The sequence below is a fragment of the Bradyrhizobium sp. AUGA SZCCT0160 genome (assembly GCF_018130105.1).
Classification (GTDB): Bacteria; Pseudomonadota; Alphaproteobacteria; order Rhizobiales; family Xanthobacteraceae; genus Bradyrhizobium.
In genome coordinates this window covers 39,552-64,976 of record NZ_JAFCMD010000013.1, presented here as the reverse complement: position 1 = coordinate 64,976, position 25,425 = coordinate 39,552, and the positions used below count along the sequence as shown (strand labels likewise).

Below are 25,425 nucleotides of genomic sequence, written 5' to 3'. Positions count from 1 at the left end.
CCCGTTTTTGGTGGCGGGAAAACTAGGCGAGGACCGCGGATCGTTATGTGAGATAGGTCACATAGGGGGCAGCGGCCGTTTCTCTGAATAGGCGCGAGCTATCGGCGCCCCAGGGAGGCATCGGCCGACGCCGTTTCATTGATGTAAGGCACCGGCTTGACCTTGTCGCCTGGCGCAAGCTTTTGAAATCCATCCACCACCACCCGGTCGCCCTCACGCAGACCCTCGTTTACCAGCCACAGGCCACCCTGCGCCTCACCAAGACGGACCGGCTGCACCGCGACACGACCATCGTCCTTGACCACAAAGACCTCGCTGCCTCCCCCCGCGTTGCGTTGGACGGCCTGTTGCGGCACCGTGATGGCGTCGGCGTCGACCCCCTGCTCGATGAGAACCCGGACATACATGCCCGGCAGCAATTCTCGTCTCGGGTTTGGAAACTCGGCCCGCATTGTCACCTGCCCGGTATAGGCATCGACCTTGGATTCCGAGAACAGCAATTTGCCGTGCATCGGAAAAACGGTTCCGTCATCCAGCACGAGGCGAACCCGGGCTGTCGTGGGCGCGATCCGGTCCAGGTCGCCGTCGGCAAACGCGCGGCGAAGCCGGTTCATCTCGGTTACCGATTGGGTGAAGTCTGCGTAGGTCGGATCAAGCTGCCGAATCGTGGCGAGATTGGATTCGTTCTGGACGACAAAGGCGCCTTCACTGACAAGTGCAGCGCCAACCACGCCATCGATGGGAGCGCGGATGGTTGCGTAATTCAGCTTGAGCCGTGCGCGGGCAACGTCGGCCTTGCGGGCCGCGACGTCCGCTTCGGCCTGACGCAAGCCTCCGACCGCCTTCTCATGCTGGGCTTCGGAGACCACCTTTTGACTCGCGAGCAGCGTCGTTCGCTTCTCCTGATGCGAAGCCAGTTCGAGCGCGGCAGTCGCCTTTGCCAGCGACGCTTCGCTTGCCCGCAGTTCGACTTCGAGCGGCCTTTGATCGATTCGATAAAGCGGATCGCCGGCCTTTACTTCGGAGCCCTGGTGGAACATCCGCTCAACCACGATGCCCGATATGCGGGACCGAACATCGGCAATGCGCGTGGGCGCGATGCGACCGGGCAGTTCGCGCACCAGGGCACGCGGATGCGGTTTCACGGAAATAACGCCCACTTCGGATTCAACCTTGGTTGCGGCTTGCGCGGCCCTCGGCTCATCGCAACCAGCAAGAAACGGCGCAAGGCCAGCCAACAACAATGCTCCGCACGCCAGCCCCGAGTGATGCTTCATCTAATCCCCCAGTACTTCCAAGTCTTGACTTCCAAGTCTTGGCTTCCAAGTCTTGCCAGGCAATCCGATCGGATTCAGCCGCTCTGAGCAGGGTCAGCGCCGTTGGACCCGATCAGATCCTGGAACCGTCCAGCGTCATTACCGCGAATTGCTTTAGGAATGACTAGTGCACTATCCCCCGGCAGACCTGACAGGATTTTCCTGACGTTCCGAAGATCATCGTCGTTCTACTATTCAGGGTAACGCCGAACCCGAGATAGCCGCGAGCCAACGATGAGAATCATAGATCTGGCTGTCGCACTCACGATCTACCTCGGAAGCGCATGCGTGGCCGCATTGTTGATGATGCTGCTGGTCTGGTACGGGCTGGGAGTTCCTCCGGCGGCATTGAGGATTAATGCGCTCATCTCGGCAGGCGCCCTTGGCTTCGTGGGCGTGGTGGCGATTGCGGGTGGGGCCAACGAAAGCGAAGAATAACGGGAGATTTACGCAAATTTTTTCAAGATCGGGGGTTTTGAAATGCTGGATGGCAAGACGATCAAGAGTCCACCTTTGGCTTACTGCGTTCCGTGCTTGGAAAGAACGCCACACCGTTACGAGCGGTTAGGCGTCGACGGACGGTTGACGTCCCGCGCTGTCTGCCTGATTTGCAACAATGATTCACGCAGCGGATCCGTTCCGCAAACTGCCGCGACACCCTCTCCAACGCCATGAACATCTCGGGGGCTCCCGCCTGCCTTTTGCAGCAGCCCTTGGCAGCAGTCCCGTCCCGTTGATGAGACAACCGTTGACCCTGACAGGCTTTTCCTGACGCCCGTACGACTGGTTGGGCTCTAGAATGGCGCCGAGCGGCAGCATGTAAGAATGGGGAATGCGACGGTGGGTCGAGCCAACTGCGAATTGAACAAGCCATATGGAAGCAAGCACTTGCGTGCGCGGGCCATGTTTTTCAAGCAGCTGGCAGTCGGCGCCGCCGACCCGAAATTTGCAGCTAAACTTCAGGCACTGGTCGACGAGTATGAGGGCGAGGCGGCGCGGGCGGAGCGATCCTTGGGGACGCGAGCCACGCCGGCGGTTCAAAACTCACCGGCGGAATGATCCCTGAATTATCCTCTGGCGATCGCACCACGATCTGCCGCCAGGACACCCTCTCTCGTTCGCACGCACAAGCTCGGCCCAACTCATGGCAGCCCAATACGTCCCCGGCGAGGTTCGGGACTTCATCCTGAAGTACATCGCTTCGGTGGCACAAATCGAAGCGCTGCTGCTCATTTGGTCAAACCCCGGAGAACACTGGGGAGTGACTGAGATCGCAGCCCGCATCTACGCCAGCGAGACGGAAACCGCGAAGGCGCTCGAACGGCTTTCCGTAGATGGGTTCGTGCTTTGCACGAATGGCGGCTTTCGCTTGAACGCGTCAGCAGAAAACATCGACATGATTCGAAGGCTTCAAGAGGTCTACGCCCGCCATCTCATACCGGTGACCGACATCATTCACAGCCTGTCGCGGAATGCGCCCTCGACGGCGGAGACATTTCAACGTCAAGAGGATCGATGAGATGCCCGTGAGCGCACGTAACGGGCACGTTGAGGACAGCGCATGCCTTGCGTTCCGGCGCGGCTCTCGTCGACTGGCATGGGGCGCGCTTCTGACGGCCTTGTTCGCGACGGCCTTGTTCGTTGCGCAACCGTCCTATGCCCAGAAGCTCTATTCCTACGAACCGCTGATGATGGATCCCTATACCACGATCTATGTCAACGACGGCTCGTGTTCGGCCGGCAAGGTCTTGAAGGTGCAGGGTGCGCCGCGGAATCAGCGGCGGAAGAAGAGCTGCGTGCCGATGAGTGATCTCAAGACCGCCCCGCGATGATGATTCGCGGCGCAGGCAGCGATGCCACGTGACTTCACACCTGTTACAGGCGCTCAATTTGGAGTCGTAAGCCAGCCCTGCTTGATGCCATAGCGAACGATATCCGCGCGGCTATGCAGTCCCTTCTTTTCGGAGGCGCGCGCCTTGTAGGTCTCCACGCTCTTGACGCTGATTTCGAGTTGCCCGCCGATCTGCTTGTTGCTGAATCCCTGCGACACGAGTTTGAGGACGTCCTCTTCGCGAGGGCTGAGCTCACCGCCATCGTCCTCGCCCGCCGACGCGAGTTCGGGCACCTTCGCCGATGTCTTTTCGGCGATCGCAGGATCGAGGTAGAGCGATCCCTGGTTGACGGCCCGGATGGCGCGAAGCAATTCGTCTCCGGCCGATCGCTTCAACAGATATCCCCTCGCTCCGGCGTCCAGCACGGGGTGGACGTAGGCGCGATCCTCATGAACGGTCAGCGCGATGATCTTCACCGCCGGACACCGCTTGCTCAGACGACGCGCGAGTTCCATGCCGCTGAAATCCGGCAGGGACAGATCGATCACCGCGATATCCGGGGAGCATTCGCAAATCGCCTTCAAACCTGCCGCTCCCGTATTCGCCTCACCCACGAGTTCGACGTCCGGCACGTCCAGCAGCAGCGCGCGAATGCCCGCCAGCACGACAGGATGATCATCGACGAGGGCGATGCGAATGCGGGTCATCTGACGCTCACAAGCTCTTCCAGCGGAATCTGGACAAAGATCGTACTGCCTTTTCCTGGCGCGGATTCCAGGGCAATCTTGCCGCCAAGAAGCGCCACGCGTTCCTTCATGCCGGAAAGGCCCAATCCGGGCGCCCGGCCGTGCGACACATTGCGTTGCGAGGTTTCCGGATCGAAACCTATTCCGTCGTCCTCAAGAACCAGCGCCAACCCTTCCGATTTTTTTTCGAGCACGAGACTGATCTTGCTGGCCTGGGCATGCTTCAGGACGTTGTTCAACCCTTCCTGAACCAACCTGTACAGCACCGCCGCCACATCGGCGGGAAGTTGATCGTCTCGCCCGAACGTCTGAACATCGACACGAACGCCATAACGCTCCTGCCACTCCGCAACGTAGGCCTCGATCGCTTTGAAAATTCCGAGGTCGTCGATCGCCGTCGGCCGCAGGTCCGAAGCCGTGCGATGAATATCGCGGCCTATCTGCGCCGCGAGCTGTTCCAGCCATCGTACCTGCTCGGTTGCCGCTGCTCCGTTGTTTCCTCTGGCGAGCCCCTGCTCGAGTGCCTTGAGGCCGAGCGACAACCCTGTCACCGTCTGGCCGATCTGATCGTGCAGTTCCCGCGATATCCGGCGCTGCTCCTCTTCCTGGGCGGAGGCAAGCCGTCGCAGCAGATGCGACCGCTCCGCCTCCGCGCGCTTGGACACGTCAATGTCGGCGAGCACGCCGTGAATCACATGGCGATGATTGGGCCGCCCTTCAGCTCTCCCTGCCGCGCGCAACCAATACTCGCCGCGGTCGTCGGACTGAATCTGAAATGCGACGCTGCTCGACTTGCCGCTCTCCAGGCATGCAGCGCCAAAGGCCGCCAGCGCCGGCCGATGCGATGGTTCGACTTTCGCGAAAATCCCGTCGGCAGGCCATTTTGTTTCGCCCGATCGGGCGGCCGGCAGGCCCAGCAGTGCGCAAAAGCGGCTGCAGCCGCTGAACTCGTTTGTGTACAGATCCCAGCGCCAGGTGCCGAGCTCGGCGGCGTCGATCGCAAGCGCCCCTCGTTTTTCGCTGTCCAGCAAAGCCGCTGCCGATTCGAGCGCCTCCATGCGACGCCGGCGGGCAATTTCCCGGGCGATCACCAGACCAAGGGCAATGGCGAGCCCGACGCTTGCGGCGGTTCCGCCAAACAACAGTCGCAAGGAGCGAGACACGGGAGCGTTCAGTTCAGCGAGCGGAACGCCCACATGCACCGACCATCCTTCGGTGCCGGCCAGCACGCGATGGACGGTTTCGACATCCATGCCCTCACTGGTCTTGGTGTTGCGCGAATTCGCGCCGCCGCGGGCAATGGCTTCCTGCACTGCAGGCGTTTTCGCGTCTGCCTTGGCGGTGTTCGTGTCGGGCGTGCGCGCCACCATCCGCTCTTTGGCGTCAATCACCGTGCCGGCCCATCCGGCCGGCAGTCCGGCCTGACCGAGGATCGTGCCGATCTGGTCGGGCAACAGCCCGATCGTCAGGATGTAGCGGAGTTCACCATCCCTGATGACCGGGACACGCAGGGACACCAGCTGTTTGCCGATCGCAGCCTGGTACGGACCAAGTCCGCCAAGGACCGGCTTTCGCGTGCGGACGGCGGCGTTGAAACTTTCACTGTCCATGACCGGTCCGAGCGGCGCACCGAGCGGGCGCAGCACGTTCAATACCTGCTCCTGATCCGGCTTCGTCAGCGCGGCCGTCTCCCAGAGCGGGCGGGCGGCCACGATCCGCGTTGCCTCCAGATAGAAGTCACCCAAATTCCCGTTGTCGAGTGCGGCCGAACTCGCGAGCGTTTCCGCGACCTGCATCTCACGCGAAATTTCGGCTTCGATCTGATGCGCGACCTGGGTCAGCGCTTCGGTGGCCGCTTTACGCGCGTAGCTGCGTTCCTGGTCAGCGGTGATGTAGGCGATCCATCCCCCGAGAAGCAGGACCGGGATGGCGGCGGTCAGAGCCAGCGCGGCGAACAGCCATATGCCCTCGTTCCTTCGTCCTGAACCGGAGGAAAGCCTGTCAGCCAACTCCGCGATTACAGCTGTGCGCATCTATCGTTCCGCCGGAGCAAATTGAACCCGGACCACCCTTACGGGATTTGGCGGATCGGACCAGCCTGACCTTGGTCTGCCAGGCATGGTGTTGGCCGCACGGACGTCAGGTAAATCCTGACGCTCGCAATCCATCGGGGTTCCAGATCCTTTGGTTCCGGCCCCGCCAAAGCTGGGCATGAACCTCAGGGAATGCAGCCGATCAAACCACTAGCGGGGTCGTGCTGCGTCGTCGGCCAATTCCAGCGGATCTTGAGCGGCCTCAAAACGGGGAATGAGGTCGGCGGGAAGTGCAACCAGCTTTGCTGCACGGTTGGCGGACGATCCAAATACGGTGGCTGCCGCGATGTGCTTTGCCAGTTGCGTATAGTCGTTCCATACCAAATAGAACATCAGCGGTGGCTGCTCGCCATTATCAAGCAATCGGCTGGCGCGTTCGCCGGCTCCCTCGGTTAGCCACCATTGGTGCGCCAACGTGACTATCCTTCGAAAATTGCGAATCGTGCCGGACTGCTTGCCTGGTTCAACGCCAGACAATTGGGCGCAATGCGTCAGCCAATTGAGGCCGGCCACAATAGCAATCGCAAAATCGGTCGTCGCAGTTCCGGTGAAATCGATCACGGTCTCGTCGTGAGGACGCTGAAACAAGTAAGCGTTCATCATCTCGATCTGGCGGTCCGAACCGGTCAGCAACTCGAATTGCGGGCTTGGCACCATCGTGACATATCGCATCGCTTCGAGTCGGGTGTGATCCCAAACCGAGCTGATATCGCCATCCAGATCCGAAAGCGCCCGCTTGCAGGCCGGATAGATCAGTTTGCCGTTATCGGCATCATCGAGGTACCGCGGAACGCGGCTGCGTAATTCCTCAAGGATGACGTGCGGTCCGCCGCCGCGTCCCCGGTCGGCGGACTTCGTCGAAGGCTTTTTCGATTTCCACCAGTCGAACACTGCCTTGCCCTCTGGCCAGGCGGAGAAATCAGGAGCAAAGCCAGATTATAGCGACCGCCATTGGCAAGCCCAAGACCAGGGCAACGGCAATTGTCGATGTGAATGCGGAAAGCAAATTTACCCCCAGTTGCACCTTGCCCGGTTCAGACATGGCTCTACTCCACGGTTCGGAAAGGCAAAAAGCCGTCACCGGGACAGCGGGGACGGCCTCTCGCCGCACACTCGTTTCCAGAAGGGACAGCGCAGGGTGCGCCGACATGGTTAATGGAGGGTTAACGGCGCAGCATAGGCAGGGAAAAATGCCGGAAATAGCTTCCGAGCACCGCGGAGATCGTATCCGGGAGAAAGATCACACCGCCCGTACCACTGTTGCCGTGAGCGCGGAATGCTGTTCAGGCGCGGGCAATCCATCGGCGCAGCCATGCCCACGCACACCATGCAAAGAAGATCGCTCCCGGAGGCGTTACCGTGAATTGCACCCAGTTTCCGGATTTCCACGCGTCGATAGCAGCAAATATCGCCAGCGCGGCAAACGCGCACGAGACCAACGCGAATATCAGGAGTAGCGCACGCGGATAGATGTCGGACTCGTCCTTCAAATTTCGAGCGAGTTCGTCACGTTGCTTGGGAGGCACGTCGCTGAGTCGACGGTTGAGCAACGCCACAGGGGCGGCACTCTTCACCTTCAGGTATATTTTCAGCATGCGGCGCCTCCATGTTCGGACAAGCATGGCAGCAGGTGCATGAGCGCTCTCTGCTTTGCCGACATAGACGCGATATGCGGGGCGCTCCGTGATGCCGGTCACGCATCGGCTGTTACCTGGGGAACAGCGCATCATTGCAAGACGGGGCATTTTTCCGAGATCGACGGAACGGGGCGAATGATCGCGCCGGTCGAGCTAAACGGAGGATGTGCCATGTCTACCGGGAATCAGAACGAACTTCGCGAAATCACCGAGAACGACCTCGCCGCTGTCACTGGAGGCGGATATATCCATCTGCATCCGACTGGCTTTGGCGCCAGGACCGACTTCATGATCGCCCAGAAGCAGCTCATGGAGAGCAACTATCGCGGCGCAATCGAAGCCCCGACAATTCGGCTGTAAGTGAAACGGTCACTTTGACCAAAAGTCGCCCCGGTCGGCGTGACCGACCTGGGGCGCATGTCGTGACCACGCTGCGCTACCGGGAGCTGGCCACAAATTTCCGCAGATCTACACCGATCAGTTGAGAATACGCGCGTAGAGCGGGAGAGAGGCTGGTGACGCAAACAGGACTCGAACCTGTGACCCCGTTCGGTTAGCCGCCGAATGCCAACACCGTTTGCGCGGGTCTCCGACAGGCGGGCCGACGCAGTAGACAAGAATCGACGTGAAGCCAGCGGCCTTTGCCGTGGTCGGCGTCCCGCCTGACCAGTATCGCAATCGAGAATTTGGTTTTCGCCGCCATGGCATGACGCAATCAAAGCGCAGCCGCGTCGGATTCGCGAATCACACCCGCCCTTGCGCCCTGAAAAGCATCGGGGCGCGACCGGCGGCGGGTGTGGATAGATCAGCGGACGAATCGCTTGCGCGGATCACGTCCGCTTTAACGCTATCAGCGGACTTCGTTGGTCCTTCGCATTAGGTCCGTTAAGTGCCAATAGCCGACGGCGCAGCATTGACACTCGGCGATATCAGAATGCACCTTCGATGGCCTCGACAGCTTTCTTGGTTGCCCTCACTTGGATGCTCGGAGCTGCTTTATAATGAACGGCCTGTCAGAAGATGCACTGAATGAGAAATTGGCCGGCATACAGTTGGCATTGTTCGAATTGATTTGGCCCGCATTCACATGGATCAAAGGCATTTACGCTGCCGCCGACCCGCAGAAGTGTTTCATTCATATTCGAGCCGACGAACCGCCGTCACATGCTGAGTGGGACGACTGCGTTCGACTACTCAATGAAATATTTGCTTCGGCTGCAGGGAATTCAAAACTGTCGGTAGAAGCAGAGTGCAGTGGAACCCCGCCCCCTGCCACTGCTTTCAGGGAGATTATGTCGCAGGCAATCTTTGAATTGATTGCCACAGACGTCGCCCCTTGGCGATTGCATGCTGGTCGATAACGGCTGCATAGCCGCGAGTTCGGCTCTGGGTCATTCGCGTCGCTTCGGCATGATGCGTCGTAGGTCCGCTTTGCCTTCAGCATCGGACAAGGCATCGACGCCAAACAAGGTTGAGCGTGTCTATGGCGGCCGACCGAATCATTCCGCTAGGTCAGCACCACGGGCGGGGCAGAGTAGGAGCGGCGTCCAAAGTTGCACGCATTAGCGCCTTCCGTTCCCGCCGGACAAGAGCAAGTGACTTGCTGGAAATCAGGACGACCGCCGCTGTTCGCGAAGCCGCCGCTGGGCTGCTTCGCCCTTTTGACGTTCTGTCTCGCATCGCGCGCGGCTGCCTGTTTCGGGCGCGTTGAAGCCTACCAAGCCAGAAAAATAGCGCGAACCGCGCGGCTTTGACTTGAAACCATCGATCATCTTAAACCACTTCGGGTCTGCCCATTTGATTCTGCGAAATTTGTGGACGTTGTCAGGCATGGGCCCATCATCTTAGCGTTCACGCGTTAAGAGGCCACTGACCTTGACCGACGTTAGGACGGCGTTGACTACGTTCTTCAGTTGTCGGCCTTCATTTTAATCAAATCGGAACGAAGCGCTTTAGAGTGCCTTGACCCAGTGCCGCAGCGGTCGGGGGAATCGTACAATGAAAATCCTAGCAGCGTTGAGCCGGGTCGCCTCCCGGCCGGAAAGACCAACCCCGCGCGCCCGCCCGTTCGACGATGGCCTTGTCGAACTCGCCCGATTGATAGCGCGCGAAGTGCCTGCCGAGGACGCTGAAGCCTCGTCAACCGCCCCCAACGCCAACCCGCCGCAGAGCGAACGGCGATAGCGCTCAAGGGCCGAACAGGCAGATTGGCCGCGCGGGGCGCTACCTACCCCCGACCTACCCCGGCTGATTTTTGAAGGTGCCGAAAACCGGCTAAGTCATTGGTGCCGCAAACAGGACTCGAACCTGTGACCCCGTCATTACGAATGACGTGCTCTACCAACTGAGCTATTGCGGCGGACCAGACGCAGCGTTCGGCAAATGGGCCGAAAACGCGTGCCACCTGATATCGGGCAGCGCCCGCCTTGGCAAGAAAAACGCTGCCTCCCAACTCTACTCCCCGCCCCAGCGTGACAAAAATCCCCGCCAGCCGCCGGCCTGGGCCTTGGGCGGGCCGATTTGCTGGGCGAATTCGTCCGGAGGGCCGTCTTCGTCGATTCCCGGGTCGTCCGGCGCCCGGACAATGGGAATCACGGCCGGAATCGGTGCCGGAACCGCCTTCGGAATGTCCTGGCGGGCGCGAAACAGCGGCGCGGCAACGGCGGGCGCCGGTTGTTGGGCGGGCGGCGGCGTCGGTGCGGGGGACGGCTCAGGCTCCGCCGCAGGGGCGGGTTCCGGTTCGACGCTGGCGGCGGGCGGCGCGTTGTCCTGGGCGGCCGCAGCCGCGGGCGCGACAACAGGCTCCGGCGCGACGGGGGCCGCCGGTTCCGCCGGCCCGCTTTCGACCGGGGCCGGAGCCGGCGGCTCGAGCACGACCGCGCGGCGCGGCGTCGCCAGCATCGCCTCTTCGAACGGTGAGGATTCGATGGCGGGGCCCTTGTCGGACGGCAAGGCCGCGACCGGCGTCTGCCACTGAAAGGCGTCGAGGCGGCCGGTGACCGGCGAGACCGGCCGCCAGCGATCGCTGACATAGCCATCCGCGGTCCAGGCCGGATCGTGCAGCGCGCGCACCGCGCGCAAGGTCCACGCCCTCGCCCGGCCGCTGTCGCCATGTTCGGTGCGCTCGATCTCCGCCATCAGCAGCGCCACCCGCTGCGTCGGCGCGGTGATGAACGGCGCCAGCGCTTCGCGCGCTTTGGTAAATTCGGAGGCGTCGATCGCGGCGCGCGCGATCGCGAGCGCGCCCTCGATATGGCCGGGTGCTTTCGCCGCCAGCGTTTCGACGCGCACCAGCCGCTGGCGCGCGGAATCGCCGAGCTTCACATGGGCATAGGCATCGGCGAGATCAGGATGCGGCTGCGCCAGCCACGCGGTTTCGACCAGGCGCATCGAACGCCGCACCTGATGCGCCTCGCTTTCAAATTTGCTCGCGAGCACCGCGGCCGGCACCAGCGTCGGTGCCAGCTTGACCGCCTCCATCACGCTTTGGCGCGCGAGATCGCGATCGACCTTCTCCAGCTCAAGCGCGCGTGCGGTCAGCAGCACGCCGCGGTGACGGCGATAGGTCGTCTTGTCGATCAGCCCCGAGGATTGATTGTTGTCGAGAATACGGAGCGCGCCGGTCCAGTCGCTCTTGGCGCAGCAGAAGCCGAGCACGGCATGCGACGCCCATGACGATGACGGCGACAGTTTCAGCGCTTCCTCGGCGACCATCACGGCGGCGACGGGATCATCCGCGCGCTGCGCCTCGATGAACAGGCCGCGCAGGCCCAATAGCCGCGTATCCTCACGCTCGGCCATGGCGTGGAAAGCGCGCTGCGCGCCTTCGCGATCGCCATCGAGCTGCGCCGATTGCGCTTCCAGCAGCAGCGCCAGCGGATCCTCTGCCGCATGGCGGCGCGCGACTTCGGCATGCGCGCGGGCGGCGGTGGAATCGCCGTGACCGATCGCGAGCAATCCCTGCGTGATCGCGTGCCGCCCGCGGGCGTGACGCTTCTCGCGCCGATTGCGGCGCAGACGCGCCGGCGTGCGCCACAGGCCGCGCAGGATCGCCCACAGCATGACGGCCGCAACGATGACGATGCCAAGCCCCGCCAAGAACCTCGGCAGCGTGGTCGATATCTTCAGATTGCCCGACAACAGCACGACGTCGCCGGGCTGCTCGGCCACCCACGACGCGCCCGCTGCACCAAGCGCGATCAACAGCAGAAACAGAATGATCCGGACCATCGGATTCCTTATTGCGCCGGTTTGGCGAGCACGGCCATGGCGTCGGCCGCAAATTGACGGGAGGCGGCCAGCGCGGCATCGCGCGCATCGGCCTTGTCGAGCCAGGCTTGCGCCGGGGCGCGATCGGCCGGCGCCAGCGTTTTCAATTCGCGCCGCGCTTCATTGGCATCGTTGCGCAACGCCGCCGCGGTCGCCCGCGCCACCACCGCGCCGCGGTCATTGCCGGCGGTATCGGTGCGTTCGATGCGGACCAGCTTGGCGGCGCCGGCCTGCAACCGCTCGACGATGCCCGAACCAGTCGTGGCGGCGTCCTGCGGCACCGCCGGCGACAATTTCGGCACCAGCGTCAGCAATTCGCCCGAGAGCTTGCCGGCGTTCGGCACGCCCGTTGCCGCGAACGGCTCAAGCGGCTTCAGCGCGTCGGCGTTTGGCGCCAGCGCCTTCGCCGTGTTCAGCGCCGCCGGATAGGGATCGCCGGTTCGCACGAGACCATCGAGCAAAGCCGCCGCCACCACCCGGCGCAGCGGCTGATCGTCGGCAGGTTTCGTCTCGGCCGGCTTTAAGTCGGCGACCTTGCTGCCTTGCTGTGCGATCTCCGCGGCCTGCGCCCGTACGCTGCTTTCGATCTTCGCGATCTGTTCGTTGATCCCGGAAAGATCGGGCGCGGGAGCGGGAGCGCCGTCGGCGCGCGGCGCCAATTTCACTTCGTTGACGGCGGACGCAAGTTTTTCGTTCTGCGTGCGCGCGGTTGCGAGTTCGCCGCGCAACGTGGCGAGCGATTTTTCCAGCGTATCAATCCGCGCCAGGGAAGCCGGATCGGCCACCGGCGCGGCGGGCTTGCTTGTTTTCGTCTCCAGGCCTGCGACACGCGTGGTGAGACCATCGATCGCGGCGTTGAGTTGCGGCGCAGGCGGCGCTGCCGCCGGCTGAACGGCGGGCCAGCCCAGCATCCAGCCGACGCCGATCACGAGCGCGGCCGCCACCGCGCCGGAGACGGGCGCAACGATCCAGGGCGAGACCGGCGCCGGCGCAGGCACCGGTTGCGGCGCCGGTTCCGCCGCGGCCGCCGCGGTTGCAGTCTCGGTGTCGGCCGCCGCGGCCTCAGGCGCCGCGGTCTCGGGCGCGGCGGTATCCGCACTCGTTGTATCGCCTGCTTTCGCAGGTTCGCTGGTCACTTCGGTCGCCTCGAGATCGATCGTCGGCGGCTCGCGCTTGGGCCGCTCCGATTCGGGCGGTGATCCCTGATTTTCGGGCCTGTCGTCGACCATCGCAGCGGTTCCCTTAGCGTGAGTTGCCCTGAACCTATCAGAATCGGGCGGGGTTAGGCCAATCGGGTCCGCAAAGCACGGCTCAAAGCCTCGAACAAGGCATTTTCGTCGGCCTGGGCGGCCGCCGTGACCTGCGTCGCGCCGGCATCGCGCAAGACGGCGGCAACGGCAGCGGAAATGCAGCATTGTGGCAGCGCCAGCGCCGATATTTCGACGCCGCCCGACCGGGCCGCGTTCAGAAAGGCCCGCGCGCTGCGGCGTGAATAATGCAACACCGCCTCGATCTGGTTCGCCACGAAGGCGTCACATATTTCCTGCGGCAGGCTGGACGCCGGAATCATCCGGTAGGTCGTGTGCGTCACGACGGTGAACCCCTTCTCGCCCAATTCGCCCGCGAGATCGCGCGCGAGATCGGCGCCGGCCAAATAGAGCAGCGTGCTGGCTTTCTTGAGTTGCTTCGATTTCACAGCCCCCAGCACCAGATCGCGCAACGCACCGGCATCGCCCCTGGCCGCCATCACCTCGCTGAAACCGGCGTCGCGGGCAGCCGAGGCGGTGTGTTCGCCGACCGCGAACAGCGGCAATTTCAGCAGCCGGCTATCGGCCAGATGCGGCGCGATGGCGCGCAGCGCGTTGGCTGACGTGACGATGATGGCGCCGTAACGGGCATCGGCATCGTCATGGAACGGCACCGCCTCAAATCGCAGCATCGGCGCCCGAAGCACTTCAAAACCCCTGGCGCGAAGGGCTGCGGCGGTGGCCTCATCGTCCGGATGCGGGCGCGTGACGAGAACGGCCATGCCTCAGATCTCCAAAAATACCTTGGCGCTAGAAAAAGCCTTGGCGCAAAATGTTTCGGCTTTAACCGGCGATTGCACCCAGAGACCTCGTAATGCTACCGGGTTACGGAAGCGTTGTTTTGACCTGATACGCAAGGGATCAAATTGGATAGCGACACGCCGATGCTGGTGCTGGGTATCGAGACCACCTGCGACGAGACCGCGGCGGCGGTGATCGAGCGGGCGAGCGACGGCAGCGGCAGGATCCTGTCCAATATCGTGCGCTCGCAGACCGACGAGCACGCCCGCTTCGGCGGCGTGGTGCCGGAGATCGCAGCGCGCGCCCATGTCGATCTGCTCGACGGCATTGTCGATAGCGCGATGAAAGAGGCCGGAATCGGCTATGCGCAATTGTCGGCAGTCGCCGCCGCCGCGGGTCCCGGCCTGATCGGCGGGGTGATCGTCGGTCTCACCACCGCAAAGGCGATCGCGATGGTGCACGACACGCCGCTGATCGCGGTCAACCATCTCGAGGCCCACGCGCTGACGCCGCGGCTGACTTGCGCGCTGGCGTTTCCCTATTGCCTGTTCCTTGCCTCGGGCGGGCACACCCAGATCGTCGCGGTGGTCGGCGTCGGCAAATATGTCCGGCTCGGCACCACCGTCGACGACGCCATGGGCGAAGCCTTCGACAAGGTCGCAAAGATGTTGTCGCTGCCCTATCCCGGCGGACCGGAGGTCGAGCGCGCGGCCGCCGGCGGCGATCCGAAGCGATTTGCGTTTCCGCGCCCGATGCTCGGACGGCCGGATGCGAATTTCTCGCTGTCGGGACTGAAGACCGCCGTGCGCAACGAGACCAGCCGGATGATGCCGTTGGAGCCGCAGGATGTCAGCGATCTCTGCGCCAGTTTCCAGGCCGCGGTGCTGGAATCCACCGCCGATCGATTGAGCGTCGGCCTGCGGCTGTTCCACGAGCAGTTCGGTCCGCCCCGCGCGCTGGTCGCGGCCGGCGGCGTCGCCGCCAACCACGCGATCCGCGACGCGCTGCAGGATGTAGCGGCGAAAGCGCAGACCACGCTGATCATTCCGCCGCCGGCGCTCTGCACCGATAACGGGGCGATGATCGCCTGGGCCGGCGCCGAGCGGATGGCGCTTGGACTGACCGATACGATGGATGCGCCGCCCCGCGCGCGCTGGCTGCTCGATGCCAATGCCGCAGCGCCGGCGGGCTACGCCAACACCAGGGCGGGATTCTAGCGATGCCGTTGGACAACACCGTCGCTGTGATCGGCGCGGGCGCCTGGGGCACGGCGCTTGCGGCCGTCGCGGCGCGCGCCGGCCGCGATGTCATCCTTTATGCACGCAACGCCGAAAACGCCGCGCAAATGAAGATGGCGCATGCCAATCCGCGGCTGCCGGGCATGCGCCTGGACCAGCGCATCGAAATCACCAACCGCATCGCGGCGGCGGCCGGCGCCCACATTATCCTGATCGCAACGCCCGCGCAGAATTTGCGTGAAGCGACGCTGGCGCTGGCGCCGCATCTGAAGAAGGCGACGCCGGTGATCGCCACCGCCAAGGGCATCGAGCGCGGCACGCATAAATTCATGACCGAAGTGATCGCGGAAGCCGCCCCCGACGCGATACCTGCGATCCTGTCGGGACCGAGCTTCGCCGACGATGTGGCGCGCGGACTTCCGACCGCCGTGACGCTGGCGGCAAAGGACGAAGCACTGGCAAGCGCGCTGGTGCAGGCGCTCGGCTCATCCACCTTCCGGCCCTATCACACCACGGATATCCGCGGCGTCGAGATCGGCGGGGCGGCGAAGAACGTGCTGGCGATCGCGGCCGGCATCGTTGAAGGACGCAAGCTCGGCGCCTCGGCGCTGGCCGCCTTGACCACGCGCGGCTTCAGCGAGCTGGCACGGCTTGGCCGCGCCTGCGGAGCGCGCGCCGAAACGCTGGCGGGACTTTCCGGATTGGGCGATCTGATCCTGAGCTGCTCGAGCCTGCAATCGCGCAATTTCGCGCTCGGCATCGCGCTCGGGCGCGGCGAGCAACCGGCGCGCGACAAGCTTGCGGAAGGCGCATTCACCGCGCCCGTGCTGATCGAGCTGGCGGCTTCGCAAAATGTCGACATGCCGGTATCAAATGCGGTGGCAGCGATCCTGGCCGGCAAAGTGACGATCGATGCCGCGATCGAAGGCCTGCTGACGCGGCCGTTCAAGGCGGAGGAATAAATGGCGTACTGGCTGGTGAAGTCCGAGCCCTCGGTGTGGTCGTGGGATATGCAGGTTGCGAAAGGCGCCAAGGGCGAAGCCTGGACCGGCGTGCGCAATTTCACCGCGCGGCAGAATCTCGTGGCCATGAAGAAAGGCGACCGCGCCTTCTTCTACCACTCCAACGAGGGGAAGGAGATCGTCGGCATCGCGGAGATCATCAAGGAGGCCTATCCTGATCCGACCGACAAGACCGGCAAGTTCGTCTGCGTCGACATCAAGGCCGACAAGCCGCTGAAGACCCCGGTGACGATGGCCGCGATCAAGGCCGACAAGAAGCTCGCCGCGATGGCGCTGGTGAAATATTCGCGGCTGTCGGTCCAGCCGGTGACCGCGGACGAATGGAACATGGTCTGCAAGATGGGCGGATTGTAACGCCTCGCGGAAACAGCGCGCAGTGCCGACGCGCTTGGGTGGAACCTGGCGGGGGTCAGACACAAAATCGCGAAACAACTCGATGCAAAGTAACGGGGCTTCTTAATCAGGGTAATATAGCACCTTATCCTGGCACCTTAACCATCCCCTTATCCCGTAATACTCCCCGATCCCGTTTGCAGGAGAAATTTAGCATTTCGGGCGCTAACTCCTGCCGCGTGCGGCAAGCACGCCAGCGGGAGAGATACGCCTTGAGATCGGGTTCCAGCAGCCTGAACGCGACGCCGCTCGACGATGCGGCGGACGTGCTCGTGACGCCGGCGCTCGAAGCCGAGACCGAGCGCCTGCTGTCCCAGCGCACGCGCGACATCCGGTTCTCTCCCGAGATGGTTCGCGCCTATCGCAGGAAGGACTGGCCGCAACGCAGCAAGATCGCGCGCGCGTGGATGGTCTGGGTCGGGCTGATCAGCGTCGCGTTCGTTCCGATCAGCTACCTGCTGGCGCCCGACTTCCTCATGCACACCACCATCATCAGCGGCCTGCTGGTTCCGGCGATGCACGGCTGTGCTTATCTGATCTGGCGAAAACCGCGCAGCGCCGCGGTCGAAGGCCTGTCGCTGCTGCTGTTGATGACATCAGTCATGATTGCTTACGGCTTCCTCGCGGTCGCGGCCGGTGGCAACTACGAGCGCTTCCTCACCTGCATCATGTACGTCAACACGATCGCGATCGTGGTGTTCAGCATCGACTATCTCTGGACGCTGTCTTTGATGATCTGCTCCATCGGGATCTTCTTCGGCTTTGAAATCTTCAATCCCGCGATCGAATCCAAGGAAGCGGTCGGAACGTCGATCTTCTATGCGATGGGCATGTATGCGGCGACGATCGCGCGGAAAACCCAGTCGCTCCTCGGTCAAAAAGCCTTCCTGCTGTCCTTGCGCAACCAGTATCGCAGCGACGCCCTGAGGCGCGCCAACCATCAACTGGAAATACTGGCGACGCGCGACCCGCTTACCGGGCTCGGCAATCGCCGTTCGGCGACCGATCTGATCGACCGGCTCTGGCGCGACCCGACGGTTCCGAAAGCCAGTATCGCGTTCATCATGGCCGATATCGACTTGTTCAAGCACCTGAACGATACCGCCGGCCACGCCGCCGGCGACGCCTGCATCAGGCGGGTAGCTGATACGATCGAGGACTCGGTCCGGCTCGGCCTGGATGCGGTGTTCCGCTATGGCGGCGAGGAATTCCTCGTCGTTCTCGCGCATGCCACGCCCGATCTGGCCTGGACGATCGCGCAACGCATCCGCAGCGCAGTGGAGGGGCTCGGCATCGTCAATCCCGGCATCCATCCCGCCAACGATTCGACCTGCGTGGTGACGATCAGTCTCGGCGTTGCGTTCGCGCACGAAGGCGCCGCACCGGAGATGGTCGCCAAATGGGCTGACGACGCCCTGTACGACGCCAAGCGCGGCGGCAGGAATATTGTGTTCCTGTCGAATGCGCATGTTGCCGGCGAGGACGCGCGTGATGTGCAGCCGGTCGGCGTGGATGAACGGAAGATGTCCTCAAAGGTAGGCGGGCAGTAGCGCTCGCAATCTGTCATTGCCGGGCATAGCCGTCCGTAGGACGGCGTCGCTTCCGCTCGCCTATGACCCGGTAATCCATCAAACTTCGAAAAGCTTTTTTGAAGATGGATGCGCGGGTCAAGCCCGCGCATGACGGCGTTGCCTACGCCGCCGCGGCAGCGGTCACCACTTGCGCCAGCAGCGCCTCGCGTTTCGACTGCGAACGGTAGCCCTTCATGGTCGCGGCGAAGCGCTCGAGGATGCCGTCCTCGAAGGCGGTGACGATGGTATCGTGGACGTAGCTCTTGCGGCAGATCGCCGGCGTGTTCGACAGTTCATCGGCGGCAGCCCGAACCGCTTTCAGCACCTGCTTCTTGCGGCCGCGGGCGCTCGCCGCCGGCGAGATCCGCGACAATGACTCCAAAACCACGGCTGACGCCATCAGGGTGCGGAAATCCTTCAGCGAAATCTTGATGCCGGCGATCTCGCGCAGGAACCCGTTCACCGTCGTGGTCGAGACAGTACGCACGGTGCCGGAATTGTCGCGGTACTGGAACATGCGCTTGCCCGGCACGCTGCGCAGGATGCCGATCGCGCGCACGAGCTTGGCCGCATCGCATTCCTTGCGCACGGCTTTGCCGCCCTTGGCCTTGAAGGTCAGGACGAAGCTGTCGTCTTCCAGCGTGACGTTGGACTTCAAAAGCGTGGTGGCGCCGCGGGTGCCGTTCAGGCGCGCGTAGGATTCGTTGCCGGGCCGGATCGCGGTGCGGGCGATCAGTTCGATCACGGCCGATAGCGCGAACTCGCGCGTCGGCTCGTCGCCGGACAGATGCATCGAGACGTTGCGGCGGATCTTCGGCAAGGCCGCAACCAGGCGCGCCAGGCGATGCGCCTTGCGGTGCTCGCGGACCTTTTCCCAATCGGCGTGGTAGCGGTATTGCAGCCGGCCGGCGGCATCGACGCCGACCGCCTGCAGATGCGAGGTCGGATCGGGCGAATAGCGCACCTGCTGATAGGCCGGCGGCACCGCCATCGAGTTCAGGCGCCGGATGGTGCCGGCGTGGCGGATCGCCGTGCCGTTGGCGCGAACAAATGAATAGGTCTTGCCACGCTTAATGCGGCGGATCGTCAGCTCGTTCTGGTCGCCGAGCTTGAGACCCAGTTCCTGCGCCAGCGACTCGACCGAAATCTTCGGCTCATGCTTGGCGAGCTTTTCTTTCGGAGAAGGGATTTTCGCGGGGGCCTTCAGCGGCGCTTTCGGCAATTGGCCAAGCGCTTCTGCCAGTGCGACGGCAGGATCAGCGGAATTGGGCCGCGTAGCCTCGAAATTCACCTGATCCATCATGACCGTCGTTGTCCTGCTCCGCTGTTCGTCCGGTAATGCCGCTTGCTACGGCTTGGTTCCGGCGGGGCCCTGCACCCCGGAAAGGCCATTTAGGGGGTAACGAACCCCTTTGCGAGTCCCGATTCCGCGATGAACGGTTATTAGATACCGGTATGGGAGCCATTCGCGCGATAACGTTGATTTTGGGTCGCACCAAAACGCGAAAGTGATGGCCGGACCGGGCCGGCCGGGGCACTGCGGGAGCGCGGGAAACCGACCAAGGTCGCAGATGTTTCCGCCTTGTCCGGGCCCCCTGCGACGCCTAATCATCGTAATAATCAAGACGGCTTGCGACCGCTTACGGGTAGAGCTCGCAATCAGCGGAGGGGAAAATGTCCGAGAAGATTTACGACGTGTCGGCAGACTGGTCGAAGCGCGCTTTCATCGACGACGCCAAGTATCGCGAGATGTATGCGAATTCGGTCGCCGACCCCAACGCCTTCTGGGCCGAACAGGGTAAGCGGATCGGCTGGATCAAGCCGTTCCACAAGGTCGAGAACGCCTCCTTCGCCCCCGGCAATATTTCGATCAAATGGTTCGAGGACGGCGTCCTGAACGTCGCCTGGAACTGCATCGACCGCCACCTCGACAAGCGCGGCGACCAGACCGCGATCATCTGGGAGGGCGACGATCCCAATGAGTCCAAACATATCACCTACCGCCAGCTGCACGACGAAGTCTGCAAGATGGCCAACATCCTGCGCACCAGGAACGTCAAGAAGGGCGACCGCGTCACCATCTACCTGCCGATGATCCCGGAAGCGGCGTATGCGATGCTGGCCTGCGCGCGGATCGGCGCCATTCATTCGGTGGTGTTCGGCGGTTTCTCCCCCGACAGCCTCGCCCAGCGCATCACCGATTGCCAGTCCAAGATCGTCATCACCGCCGACGAAGGCCTGCGCGGCGGCAAGAAGGTGCCGCTGAAGGCCAATGTCGATGCCGCGATTGCCAAGAGCGGCGGCGTCGACTGGGTCGTCGTGGTCAAGCGCACCGGCGGCACTGTGGACATGAACCCGACCCGCGACTTCTGGTATCAAGAAGCCGCCAAGATGGTGACGACGGAATGCCCGTGCGAGCCGATGCACGCGGAAGATCCGCTGTTCATCCTCTATACGTCAGGCTCCACCGGCCAGCCCAAGGGCGTGCTGCACACGTCAGGCGGCTATCTCGTCTTCGCGTCGATGACGCATCAATACGTGTTCGACTATCACGACGGCGACATCTACTGGTGCACCGCCGACGTCGGCTGGGTCACCGGCCACAGCTACATTCTCTATGGACCGCTGGCGAACGGCGCGACCACGCTGATGTTCGAAGGCGTGCCGAACTATCCGGATAATTCGCGGTTCTGGAACGTCATCGACAAGCACAAGGTCAACATCTTCTACACCGCCCCGACCGCGATCCGCGCGCTGATGCAGGGCGGCGACGAGCCGGTGAAGAAGACCTCGCGCAAGAGCCTGCGGCTGCTTGGCTCGGTCGGCGAGCCGATCAATCCGGAAGCCTGGGAATGGTATCACCGCGTGGTCGGCGACGAGCGTTGCCCGATCGTCGATACCTGGTGGCAGACCGAGACCGGCGGCATTTTGATCACGCCGCTGCCGGGCGCGACAAAACTCAAGCCGGGTTCGGCGACGCGGCCGTTCTTCGGCGTGGTGCCCGAGATCGTCGATGCCGACGGCAAGGTGCTGGACGGCGAAACCTCGGGCAATCTCTGCCTCGCCAAATCCTGGCCGGGCCAGATGCGCACGGTCTATGGCGATCACGCGCGTTTCGAGCAGACTTATTTCTCGACCTACAAGAACAAGTACTTCACCGGCGACGGCTGCCGCCGTGACGCCGACGGCTATTACTGGATCACCGGCCGCGTCGACGACGTCATCAACGTATCCGGCCATCGCATGGGTACCGCCGAGGTCGAAAGCTCGCTGGTCGCGCATGAGGCGGTCTCGGAAGCCGCCGTGGTCGGCTATCCCCACGACATCAAGGGCCAGGGCATCTACGCCTACGTGACGCTGATGACCGGCAAGGAGCCGACCGAAGCGCTGCGCAAGGAATTGGTGGCGTGGGTGCGCAAGGACATCGGCCCGATCGCCTCGCCGGATTTGATCCAGTTCGCCCCCGGCTTGCCGAAGACCCGCTCCGGCAAGATCATGCGCCGCATCCTGCGCAAGATCGCCGAGGACGAACCGTCAAGCCTCGGCGATACCTCGACGCTGGCCGATCCCGCCGTGGTCGACGATCTCGTGCACAACCGGCAAAACAAGAAGGGCGCGGGGGCGTAGCGCGCAATAGGGTTGCCGTCATCCCCGGGATGAACGCAATTGCGTTCACCCGTAGGTGCGCGCTCTTGCGCGCCTCGAAGGATAGACGGCCCGTGGCCCATCCTTCGAGGCTCGCCTAAGAGGGCTCGCACCTCCAGCGACAACGGCAAGCCGTTGCGCGGGGATGACGTCTGTGGGGAGGCCATAGTACGGCAGTCAATGAAAGGGCTCCGGGATAACTGGAGCCCTTTTTTGTTTCATCCTCAACGCGTGAGAGTCTTCCTCTCCGGCGCGGTCACGGGCACCGGCCGGGGCGCGATCGGCGGCGCAGAGCCGACGGTCGTCTTGTTGAGGCCGCCGCTCGGTGCCACGACCACCGGACTGGGATTCGGCCGCATCGGCGCTGAAGTCGATGGCGGCAGGCGGTTCGGCAACTGCACCGGCTCCCTGATCCGCACATTGTCACCCGAGCCGTTGGGGCGAATCACGTTCGGAATCCGCACACCGGGTTTGCCTGTCCCGGAGGCGCCGCCAATCGGGTTGTGTCCGGTATGGCCGCCGTTTGACGACGGTGGATTGCCCACCGGCCGGCCGTCGCCGGTACCCGTAACCGGACCCGTCACCGGCGGTTTGCCGTCGCCGCCATGTGGCCGGTGCGCGTGGAGGCAGCGCCGCAGCGCGATGCCGCTGAGTCCGGCGCAGGGATTTTCGGTCACCGGCGGCTTCGGCAACGGATCGGGCCTCGTCGGGAATACGCACAGATGGCCCACCCGCACCATTCCCGGGCGGCAGAAATCCGGCAACCGGCATATGCCATGATCCAGAACCGTGCCGCGCGGGCACACCGGCGGGACCACGACGACGACCGGCGGGCCATTGCCGATCGGCTGATCAAGACGCGGCGGCAGCGGCGACACAGGATTGTGGACCGGCAACGGCTTGTAACCGCCGCCCTGCTTTGGGCTCACCGGCGGGCATTCCGGAGCCATCGCACTCATGACGGCGAGGTTGTTCCAGATGAAATTCCAGTCGATCAAATTCTGCGCCAGGAACCAGGCCGGCCACGGCGAGAAGAAGATGTCGATGTCGATCCACGGGCCGACCACATATCCCGGCAACACGATGACAGTGATTCCATACACGAGCTTGATGTCGGTCACATAGGTCGTCTGCGTCAGCAGCACCGGGATCTGCTGCGGCGGTGCCGCGCCATTGCAGCCTTGCGCGAACTTCTGCGTCTCGACAAAGATCCAGTAGGCGGCACTGTTGAAGTCGGCGGTGGAAACCGTCTTTACGTCTTGATCGGGCAGCATCGGCGCCCAGCCGACCCATTCCGGCGACGTGCGCCAGACAACCCAACCCGGGCTGAACTCCGCACCTGGTGTCCATATCCATCCCATCTGCGCATCCGACACCCAACGTCCGTAGTGATGGACGATCGCGCCCCACGGCGTCTTGTCGTCGTAGTACCAGCCGTATTTGCGGGTATTGACCCAGTTGCAGGGCGGATAGGGACGCCATCCCTGCGGCGTCACCGTGGGGATCCACACCTCTCCATATTTGGCGTGCTGGACGAACCGGCCGTACTGCGTGAGCACGCCGCGGAATTCGTCCCTTAGCTTCGCAGCGTCTTGTTGCGGCGCGGCGCTGGCAGAGTGTTGGGTGGACTCCTGCGCAGGCGCTTGCGCGAAAGCGGATGGCGTCGAAGCTGACAATACGAGGACGGCAAGCGCCGCGGCGAACATCGCCGTGAGCATCGTCCTGGCATTGATCGAGATTTTTCGAGCGAGGGTCATGATGATTGCTCCCTCACTTCGCGTTCGACGGTGTGCAGACTTGCGCGACGTTGGGGTTCAACGTCTTCTGCCACACGAAATTGGAGTTCTTCATCATCTGGACCATGAACCATGCCGGCCACGGACTGAATCCGATCTGCACATGGACGAACGGCCCGATCAGATAAGGCGGCAGCACGATGACGACGATGCCGTCGACGAATTCGTACGCCGTGATCCATTTGGTCTGGCGCAGCAGCACCGGAATGCGTTCGACTGGCGCCGTCTGCGCCGCGTCGCAACCAGCGTTGAACTTCGCGGTCTCGACGAATATCCATTGATCGCTGTTGTTGAACTGATCGGACGACATGCTGGGGAAGGCCTGGTCCGGCGGCATCGGCGCCCAGCCCGTCCATTCGGGGCTGGATCGCCACACCACCCATCCGGGGCTGAACTGCGAACCGGGATCCCAGGCCCAGCCGATCTGCTGATCCCAGAACCAGCGGCCATAGTGGTGCACGATCTGGCCCCACGGCGTCTTGTCGTCGTAGTACCAGCCAAATTGTTTGGTCTTGACCCATTGGCACGGCGGATAGGGATGCCAGCCTTGCGGCGTGACCGTCGGCACCCACACCTCGCCGAAGCGGGCGTGCTGCACGAAACGCCCATACTGCAACAGCACCGCGCGGGCTTCGCCCTGCACCGGTTCGTCGCGAACCTCCTCCCTGACGTCGTAGGAGGGTTGCGCCACGGCGCCCGCCGAAAGCGCTGATAGCCCCAGCAGCATTGCGGCCAGCAGTGCCGTGAGGCGACCGCCGCCGGCGCGGACGCCCCGGCGCAGCAAAATTATCTCAACCAGTGCTCGCATGAGCCGAACTCCTGCGCCCCGGAAATGGGCCGCAGCCAGTAGCCGCATCGTCGCGACGCCGCGTTCGGGTTTGCCCGGCTTAATTTTTCGTCATGTTCGGGGGGCCGGTACCTGGCGACACCGGCGGCGGAGCGTTTGGGCAATTCGTGGTACCCCGCCCGGACCTGGCCGGCTCACGCAATCGTCAGGGCGGTGACCGCTGCCCGGGACGTTTCCGGACGAGTGTTGTTTTCAAGTCATTTACTTTAATTCGAACATTTCCTTTTGTTTCGCCATCGAAACGGGTCTCACCGCCGGCTTGGAAACCATCCGGTTAAGACACGCGGTTAAAAATGCGTGGGTGAGACGGCAAACCCCTATTTCTGATAGGTTTGCGTTGGCATTTGAGGATCCCCTGACGGGGCGAGTGGGCGGGAGAAATTGATGTCGATGAGGATTGCGGTGGCGCTGGCCGCCACCATCGGGATGGGCGTTTTGATGTCGTCGGCGGCACAAGCGCGGCCGGAGATCGTCGGTGTCCGCGGCGATTACACGCCGGGTACGATCGTCGTGAAGACCAGCGAGCGCCGCCTTTATCTCATTCTCGATCAGGGCCGCGCGGTGCGCTATCCGGTCGGCGTCGGCCGCGCCGGCAAGCAGTGGGAAGGCACCACCCGCATCGACGGCAAGTATCAGAACCCGGCCTGGTCGCCGCCCGCCGAAGTGAGGCGCGACAAGCCGAACATGCCCAACGTCATTCCCGGCGGCTCGCCGAGCAACCCGATGGGCGTCGCGGCAATGACGCTCGCCGGCGGCGAATACGCCATCCACGGCACCAACGCACCGGGCTCGGTCGGCGGCTTTGTCTCCTATGGCTGCATCCGCATGCTCAACGCCGATATCACCGATTTGTACCAGCGCGTTTCGGTCGGCACGCAGGTGACGGTGACGCGCTGATCGCGACCCTTGTCATTCCGGGGCACGCGTAGCGTCAACCCGGAATCTCGAGATTCTCAGATGCGCAATTGCGCA

The 25,425-nt window shown here is 63.2% G+C and carries 24 protein-coding genes and 1 tRNA gene; 12 read left to right on the top strand and 13 right to left on the bottom strand.

The genetic code is table 11. The features are described from left to right. Positions 1-98 precede the first annotated feature (98 nt). Positions 99-1,277, bottom strand: a complete 1,179-nt coding sequence (locus JQ558_RS21100; RefSeq protein ID WP_212294822.1) for an efflux RND transporter periplasmic adaptor subunit — start codon at positions 1,275-1,277, stop codon at positions 99-101. A gap of 273 nt (positions 1,278-1,550) precedes the next feature. Here JQ558_RS21100 and JQ558_RS21095 point away from each other — a divergent pair, with 273 nt between their 5' ends. The 3 genes from JQ558_RS21095 to JQ558_RS21085 all read left to right on the top strand — a co-directional run bounded on the left by JQ558_RS21095 (position 1,551) and on the right by JQ558_RS21085 (position 3,148). Further along, positions 1,551-1,754: a hypothetical protein gene (locus JQ558_RS21095; protein WP_212210308.1), complete on the top strand. Its 204-nt coding sequence runs from the start codon at positions 1,551-1,553 to the stop codon at positions 1,752-1,754. Between the two features lie 706 nt (positions 1,755-2,460). After that, positions 2,461-2,835 carry a hypothetical protein gene (locus tag JQ558_RS21090; RefSeq protein ID WP_212294820.1) on the top strand — a complete coding sequence of 125 codons (375 nt, stop codon included), beginning with the start codon at positions 2,461-2,463 and terminating at the stop codon, positions 2,833-2,835. Positions 2,836-2,842: 7 nt separating this feature from the next. Next, complete coding sequence (locus JQ558_RS21085) at positions 2,843-3,148, top strand: DUF6719 family protein (protein ID WP_212210354.1); 306 nt, start codon at positions 2,843-2,845, stop codon at positions 3,146-3,148. Positions 3,149-3,201: 53 nt separating this feature from the next. On the opposite strand, the gene JQ558_RS21080 is transcribed toward JQ558_RS21085, so the two are convergent. The 4 genes from JQ558_RS21080 to JQ558_RS21065 form a co-directional block, all read right to left on the bottom strand. Then, positions 3,202-3,855: a response regulator transcription factor gene (locus tag JQ558_RS21080; protein WP_212273516.1), complete on the bottom strand. Its 654-nt coding sequence runs from the start codon at positions 3,853-3,855 to the stop codon at positions 3,202-3,204. Then, complete coding sequence (locus JQ558_RS21075) at positions 3,852-5,927, bottom strand: ATP-binding protein (RefSeq protein WP_212273515.1); 2,076 nt, start codon at positions 5,925-5,927, stop codon at positions 3,852-3,854. The genes JQ558_RS21080 and JQ558_RS21075 overlap by 4 nt, the downstream gene beginning before the upstream one ends. Before the next feature lie 210 nt (positions 5,928-6,137). Continuing rightward, entirely contained in the window at positions 6,138-6,878 is a 741-nt protein-coding gene (locus JQ558_RS21070) for a hypothetical protein (RefSeq protein WP_212210304.1), read from the bottom strand. 392 nt (positions 6,879-7,270) lie between these two features. Continuing rightward, the gene (locus tag JQ558_RS21065; protein WP_212294818.1) at positions 7,271-7,582 is read right to left on the bottom strand and encodes a hypothetical protein; all 312 of its coding nucleotides are present in this window, start codon (positions 7,580-7,582) and stop codon (positions 7,271-7,273) included. A 213-nt stretch (positions 7,583-7,795) separates the two neighbouring features. Between JQ558_RS21065 and JQ558_RS21060 the strand changes: the two genes are divergently transcribed. Continuing rightward, complete coding sequence (locus JQ558_RS21060; protein ID WP_212210302.1) at positions 7,796-7,984, top strand: bacteriocin; 189 nt, start codon at positions 7,796-7,798, stop codon at positions 7,982-7,984. 641 nt (positions 7,985-8,625) lie between these two features. Then, on the top strand, positions 8,626-8,985 hold the full coding sequence (locus JQ558_RS21055) for a hypothetical protein (RefSeq protein ID WP_212210301.1): 360 nt from the start codon (positions 8,626-8,628) through the stop codon (positions 8,983-8,985). 249 nt (positions 8,986-9,234) lie between these two features. On the opposite strand, the gene JQ558_RS21050 is transcribed toward JQ558_RS21055, so the two are convergent. Beyond that, complete coding sequence (locus JQ558_RS21050) at positions 9,235-9,456, bottom strand: hypothetical protein (RefSeq protein WP_212273512.1); 222 nt, start codon at positions 9,454-9,456, stop codon at positions 9,235-9,237. A gap of 166 nt (positions 9,457-9,622) precedes the next feature. Between JQ558_RS21050 and JQ558_RS21045 the strand changes: the two genes are divergently transcribed. Beyond that, the gene (locus JQ558_RS21045) at positions 9,623-9,808 is read left to right on the top strand and encodes a hypothetical protein (RefSeq protein ID WP_212273511.1); all 186 of its coding nucleotides are present in this window, start codon (positions 9,623-9,625) and stop codon (positions 9,806-9,808) included. A 99-nt stretch (positions 9,809-9,907) separates the two neighbouring features. Here the strand turns inward: JQ558_RS21045 and JQ558_RS21040 are convergent. The 4 genes from JQ558_RS21040 to JQ558_RS21025 form a co-directional block, all read right to left on the bottom strand. Further along, positions 9,908-9,983, bottom strand: a tRNA-Thr gene (locus JQ558_RS21040). Positions 9,984-10,078: 95 nt separating this feature from the next. Continuing rightward, positions 10,079-11,854, bottom strand: coding sequence for a heme biosynthesis protein HemY (locus tag JQ558_RS21035; RefSeq protein WP_212294816.1), 1,776 nt, complete (start codon positions 11,852-11,854; stop codon positions 10,079-10,081). A gap of 8 nt (positions 11,855-11,862) precedes the next feature. Beyond that, entirely contained in the window at positions 11,863-13,122 is a 1,260-nt protein-coding gene (locus JQ558_RS21030; RefSeq protein ID WP_212294814.1) for a COG4223 family protein, read from the bottom strand. A 53-nt stretch (positions 13,123-13,175) separates the two neighbouring features. Continuing rightward, positions 13,176-13,922, bottom strand: coding sequence for a uroporphyrinogen-III synthase (locus tag JQ558_RS21025; RefSeq protein ID WP_212294812.1), 747 nt, complete (start codon positions 13,920-13,922; stop codon positions 13,176-13,178). Positions 13,923-14,084: 162 nt separating this feature from the next. Here JQ558_RS21025 and tsaD point away from each other — a divergent pair, with 162 nt between their 5' ends. From tsaD to JQ558_RS21005, 4 genes are all read left to right on the top strand, one after another. Further along, positions 14,085-15,158: a tRNA (adenosine(37)-N6)-threonylcarbamoyltransferase complex transferase subunit TsaD gene (tsaD, locus tag JQ558_RS21020; RefSeq protein WP_212210353.1), complete on the top strand. Its 1,074-nt coding sequence runs from the start codon at positions 14,085-14,087 to the stop codon at positions 15,156-15,158. A gap of 2 nt (positions 15,159-15,160) precedes the next feature. Beyond that, positions 15,161-16,141 carry an NAD(P)H-dependent glycerol-3-phosphate dehydrogenase gene (locus JQ558_RS21015; protein WP_212294810.1) on the top strand — a complete coding sequence of 327 codons (981 nt, stop codon included), beginning with the start codon at positions 15,161-15,163 and terminating at the stop codon, positions 16,139-16,141. Next, complete coding sequence (locus tag JQ558_RS21010; protein ID WP_212273506.1) at positions 16,142-16,555, top strand: EVE domain-containing protein; 414 nt, start codon at positions 16,142-16,144, stop codon at positions 16,553-16,555. It begins immediately after the preceding gene. A gap of 251 nt (positions 16,556-16,806) precedes the next feature. After that, positions 16,807-18,144 (top strand): GGDEF domain-containing protein, encoded by a 1,338-nt coding sequence (locus JQ558_RS21005; RefSeq protein WP_212273505.1) that lies wholly within the window; start codon positions 16,807-16,809, stop codon positions 18,142-18,144. Between the two features lie 142 nt (positions 18,145-18,286). Here the strand turns inward: JQ558_RS21005 and JQ558_RS21000 are convergent, their stop codons facing one another. Then, a complete protein-coding gene (locus JQ558_RS21000; protein ID WP_212294808.1) occupies positions 18,287-19,468 on the bottom strand; it encodes a DNA topoisomerase IB in 1,182 nt (393 codons plus the stop codon). Positions 19,469-19,839: 371 nt separating this feature from the next. Between JQ558_RS21000 and acs the strand changes: the two genes are divergently transcribed. Next, positions 19,840-21,792: an acetate--CoA ligase gene (gene acs / locus JQ558_RS20995; protein WP_212294806.1), complete on the top strand. Its 1,953-nt coding sequence runs from the start codon at positions 19,840-19,842 to the stop codon at positions 21,790-21,792. 242 nt (positions 21,793-22,034) lie between these two features. Here acs and JQ558_RS20990 read toward each other — a convergent pair whose 3' ends face one another. Continuing rightward, positions 22,035-23,567 carry a DUF6600 domain-containing protein gene (locus tag JQ558_RS20990; RefSeq protein WP_212294804.1) on the bottom strand — a complete coding sequence of 511 codons (1,533 nt, stop codon included), beginning with the start codon at positions 23,565-23,567 and terminating at the stop codon, positions 22,035-22,037. Between the two features lie 13 nt (positions 23,568-23,580). Further along, a complete protein-coding gene (locus JQ558_RS20985) occupies positions 23,581-24,414 on the bottom strand; it encodes a DUF6600 domain-containing protein (RefSeq protein ID WP_212294802.1) in 834 nt (277 codons plus the stop codon). Positions 24,415-24,837: 423 nt separating this feature from the next. On the opposite strand from JQ558_RS20985, the gene JQ558_RS20980 reads away from it, so the two are divergent. After that, entirely contained in the window at positions 24,838-25,350 is a 513-nt protein-coding gene (locus JQ558_RS20980) for a L,D-transpeptidase (protein ID WP_212210290.1), read from the top strand. Positions 25,351-25,425 lie beyond the last annotated feature (75 nt).

Bases quoted from the DNA above. Each gene is read 5' to 3' on its own strand.
- JQ558_RS21100 (WP_212294822.1), bottom strand. From the start codon at position 1,277: ATGAAGCATCACTCGGGGCTGGCGTGCGGAGCATTGTTGTTGGCTGGC.
- JQ558_RS21095 (WP_212210308.1), top strand. From the start codon at position 1,551: ATGAGAATCATAGATCTGGCTGTCGCACTCACGATCTACCTCGGAAGC.
- JQ558_RS21090 (WP_212294820.1), top strand. From the start codon at position 2,461: ATGGCAGCCCAATACGTCCCCGGCGAGGTTCGGGACTTCATCCTGAAG.
- JQ558_RS21080 (WP_212273516.1), bottom strand. From the start codon at position 3,855: ATGACCCGCATTCGCATCGCCCTCGTCGATGATCATCCTGTCGTGCTG.
- JQ558_RS21075 (WP_212273515.1), bottom strand. From the start codon at position 5,927: ATGCGCACAGCTGTAATCGCGGAGTTGGCTGACAGGCTTTCCTCCGGT.
- JQ558_RS21065 (WP_212294818.1), bottom strand. From the start codon at position 7,582: ATGCTGAAAATATACCTGAAGGTGAAGAGTGCCGCCCCTGTGGCGTTG.
- JQ558_RS21060 (WP_212210302.1), top strand. From the start codon at position 7,796: ATGTCTACCGGGAATCAGAACGAACTTCGCGAAATCACCGAGAACGAC.
- JQ558_RS21055 (WP_212210301.1), top strand. From the start codon at position 8,626: ATGAACGGCCTGTCAGAAGATGCACTGAATGAGAAATTGGCCGGCATA.
- JQ558_RS21050 (WP_212273512.1), bottom strand. From the start codon at position 9,456: ATGCCTGACAACGTCCACAAATTTCGCAGAATCAAATGGGCAGACCCG.
- JQ558_RS21045 (WP_212273511.1), top strand. From the start codon at position 9,623: ATGAAAATCCTAGCAGCGTTGAGCCGGGTCGCCTCCCGGCCGGAAAGA.
- JQ558_RS21035 (WP_212294816.1), bottom strand. From the start codon at position 11,854: ATGGTCCGGATCATTCTGTTTCTGCTGTTGATCGCGCTTGGTGCAGCG.
- JQ558_RS21030 (WP_212294814.1), bottom strand. From the start codon at position 13,122: ATGGTCGACGACAGGCCCGAAAATCAGGGATCACCGCCCGAATCGGAG.
- JQ558_RS21025 (WP_212294812.1), bottom strand. From the start codon at position 13,922: ATGGCCGTTCTCGTCACGCGCCCGCATCCGGACGATGAGGCCACCGCC.
- tsaD (WP_212210353.1), top strand. From the start codon at position 14,085: ATGCTGGTGCTGGGTATCGAGACCACCTGCGACGAGACCGCGGCGGCG.
- JQ558_RS21015 (WP_212294810.1), top strand. From the start codon at position 15,161: ATGCCGTTGGACAACACCGTCGCTGTGATCGGCGCGGGCGCCTGGGGC.
- JQ558_RS21010 (WP_212273506.1), top strand. From the start codon at position 16,142: ATGGCGTACTGGCTGGTGAAGTCCGAGCCCTCGGTGTGGTCGTGGGAT.
- JQ558_RS21000 (WP_212294808.1), bottom strand. From the start codon at position 19,468: ATGATGGATCAGGTGAATTTCGAGGCTACGCGGCCCAATTCCGCTGAT.
- acs (WP_212294806.1), top strand. From the start codon at position 19,840: ATGTCCGAGAAGATTTACGACGTGTCGGCAGACTGGTCGAAGCGCGCT.
- JQ558_RS20990 (WP_212294804.1), bottom strand. From the start codon at position 23,567: ATGACCCTCGCTCGAAAAATCTCGATCAATGCCAGGACGATGCTCACG.
- JQ558_RS20985 (WP_212294802.1), bottom strand. From the start codon at position 24,414: ATGCGAGCACTGGTTGAGATAATTTTGCTGCGCCGGGGCGTCCGCGCC.
- JQ558_RS20980 (WP_212210290.1), top strand. From the start codon at position 24,838: ATGTCGATGAGGATTGCGGTGGCGCTGGCCGCCACCATCGGGATGGGC.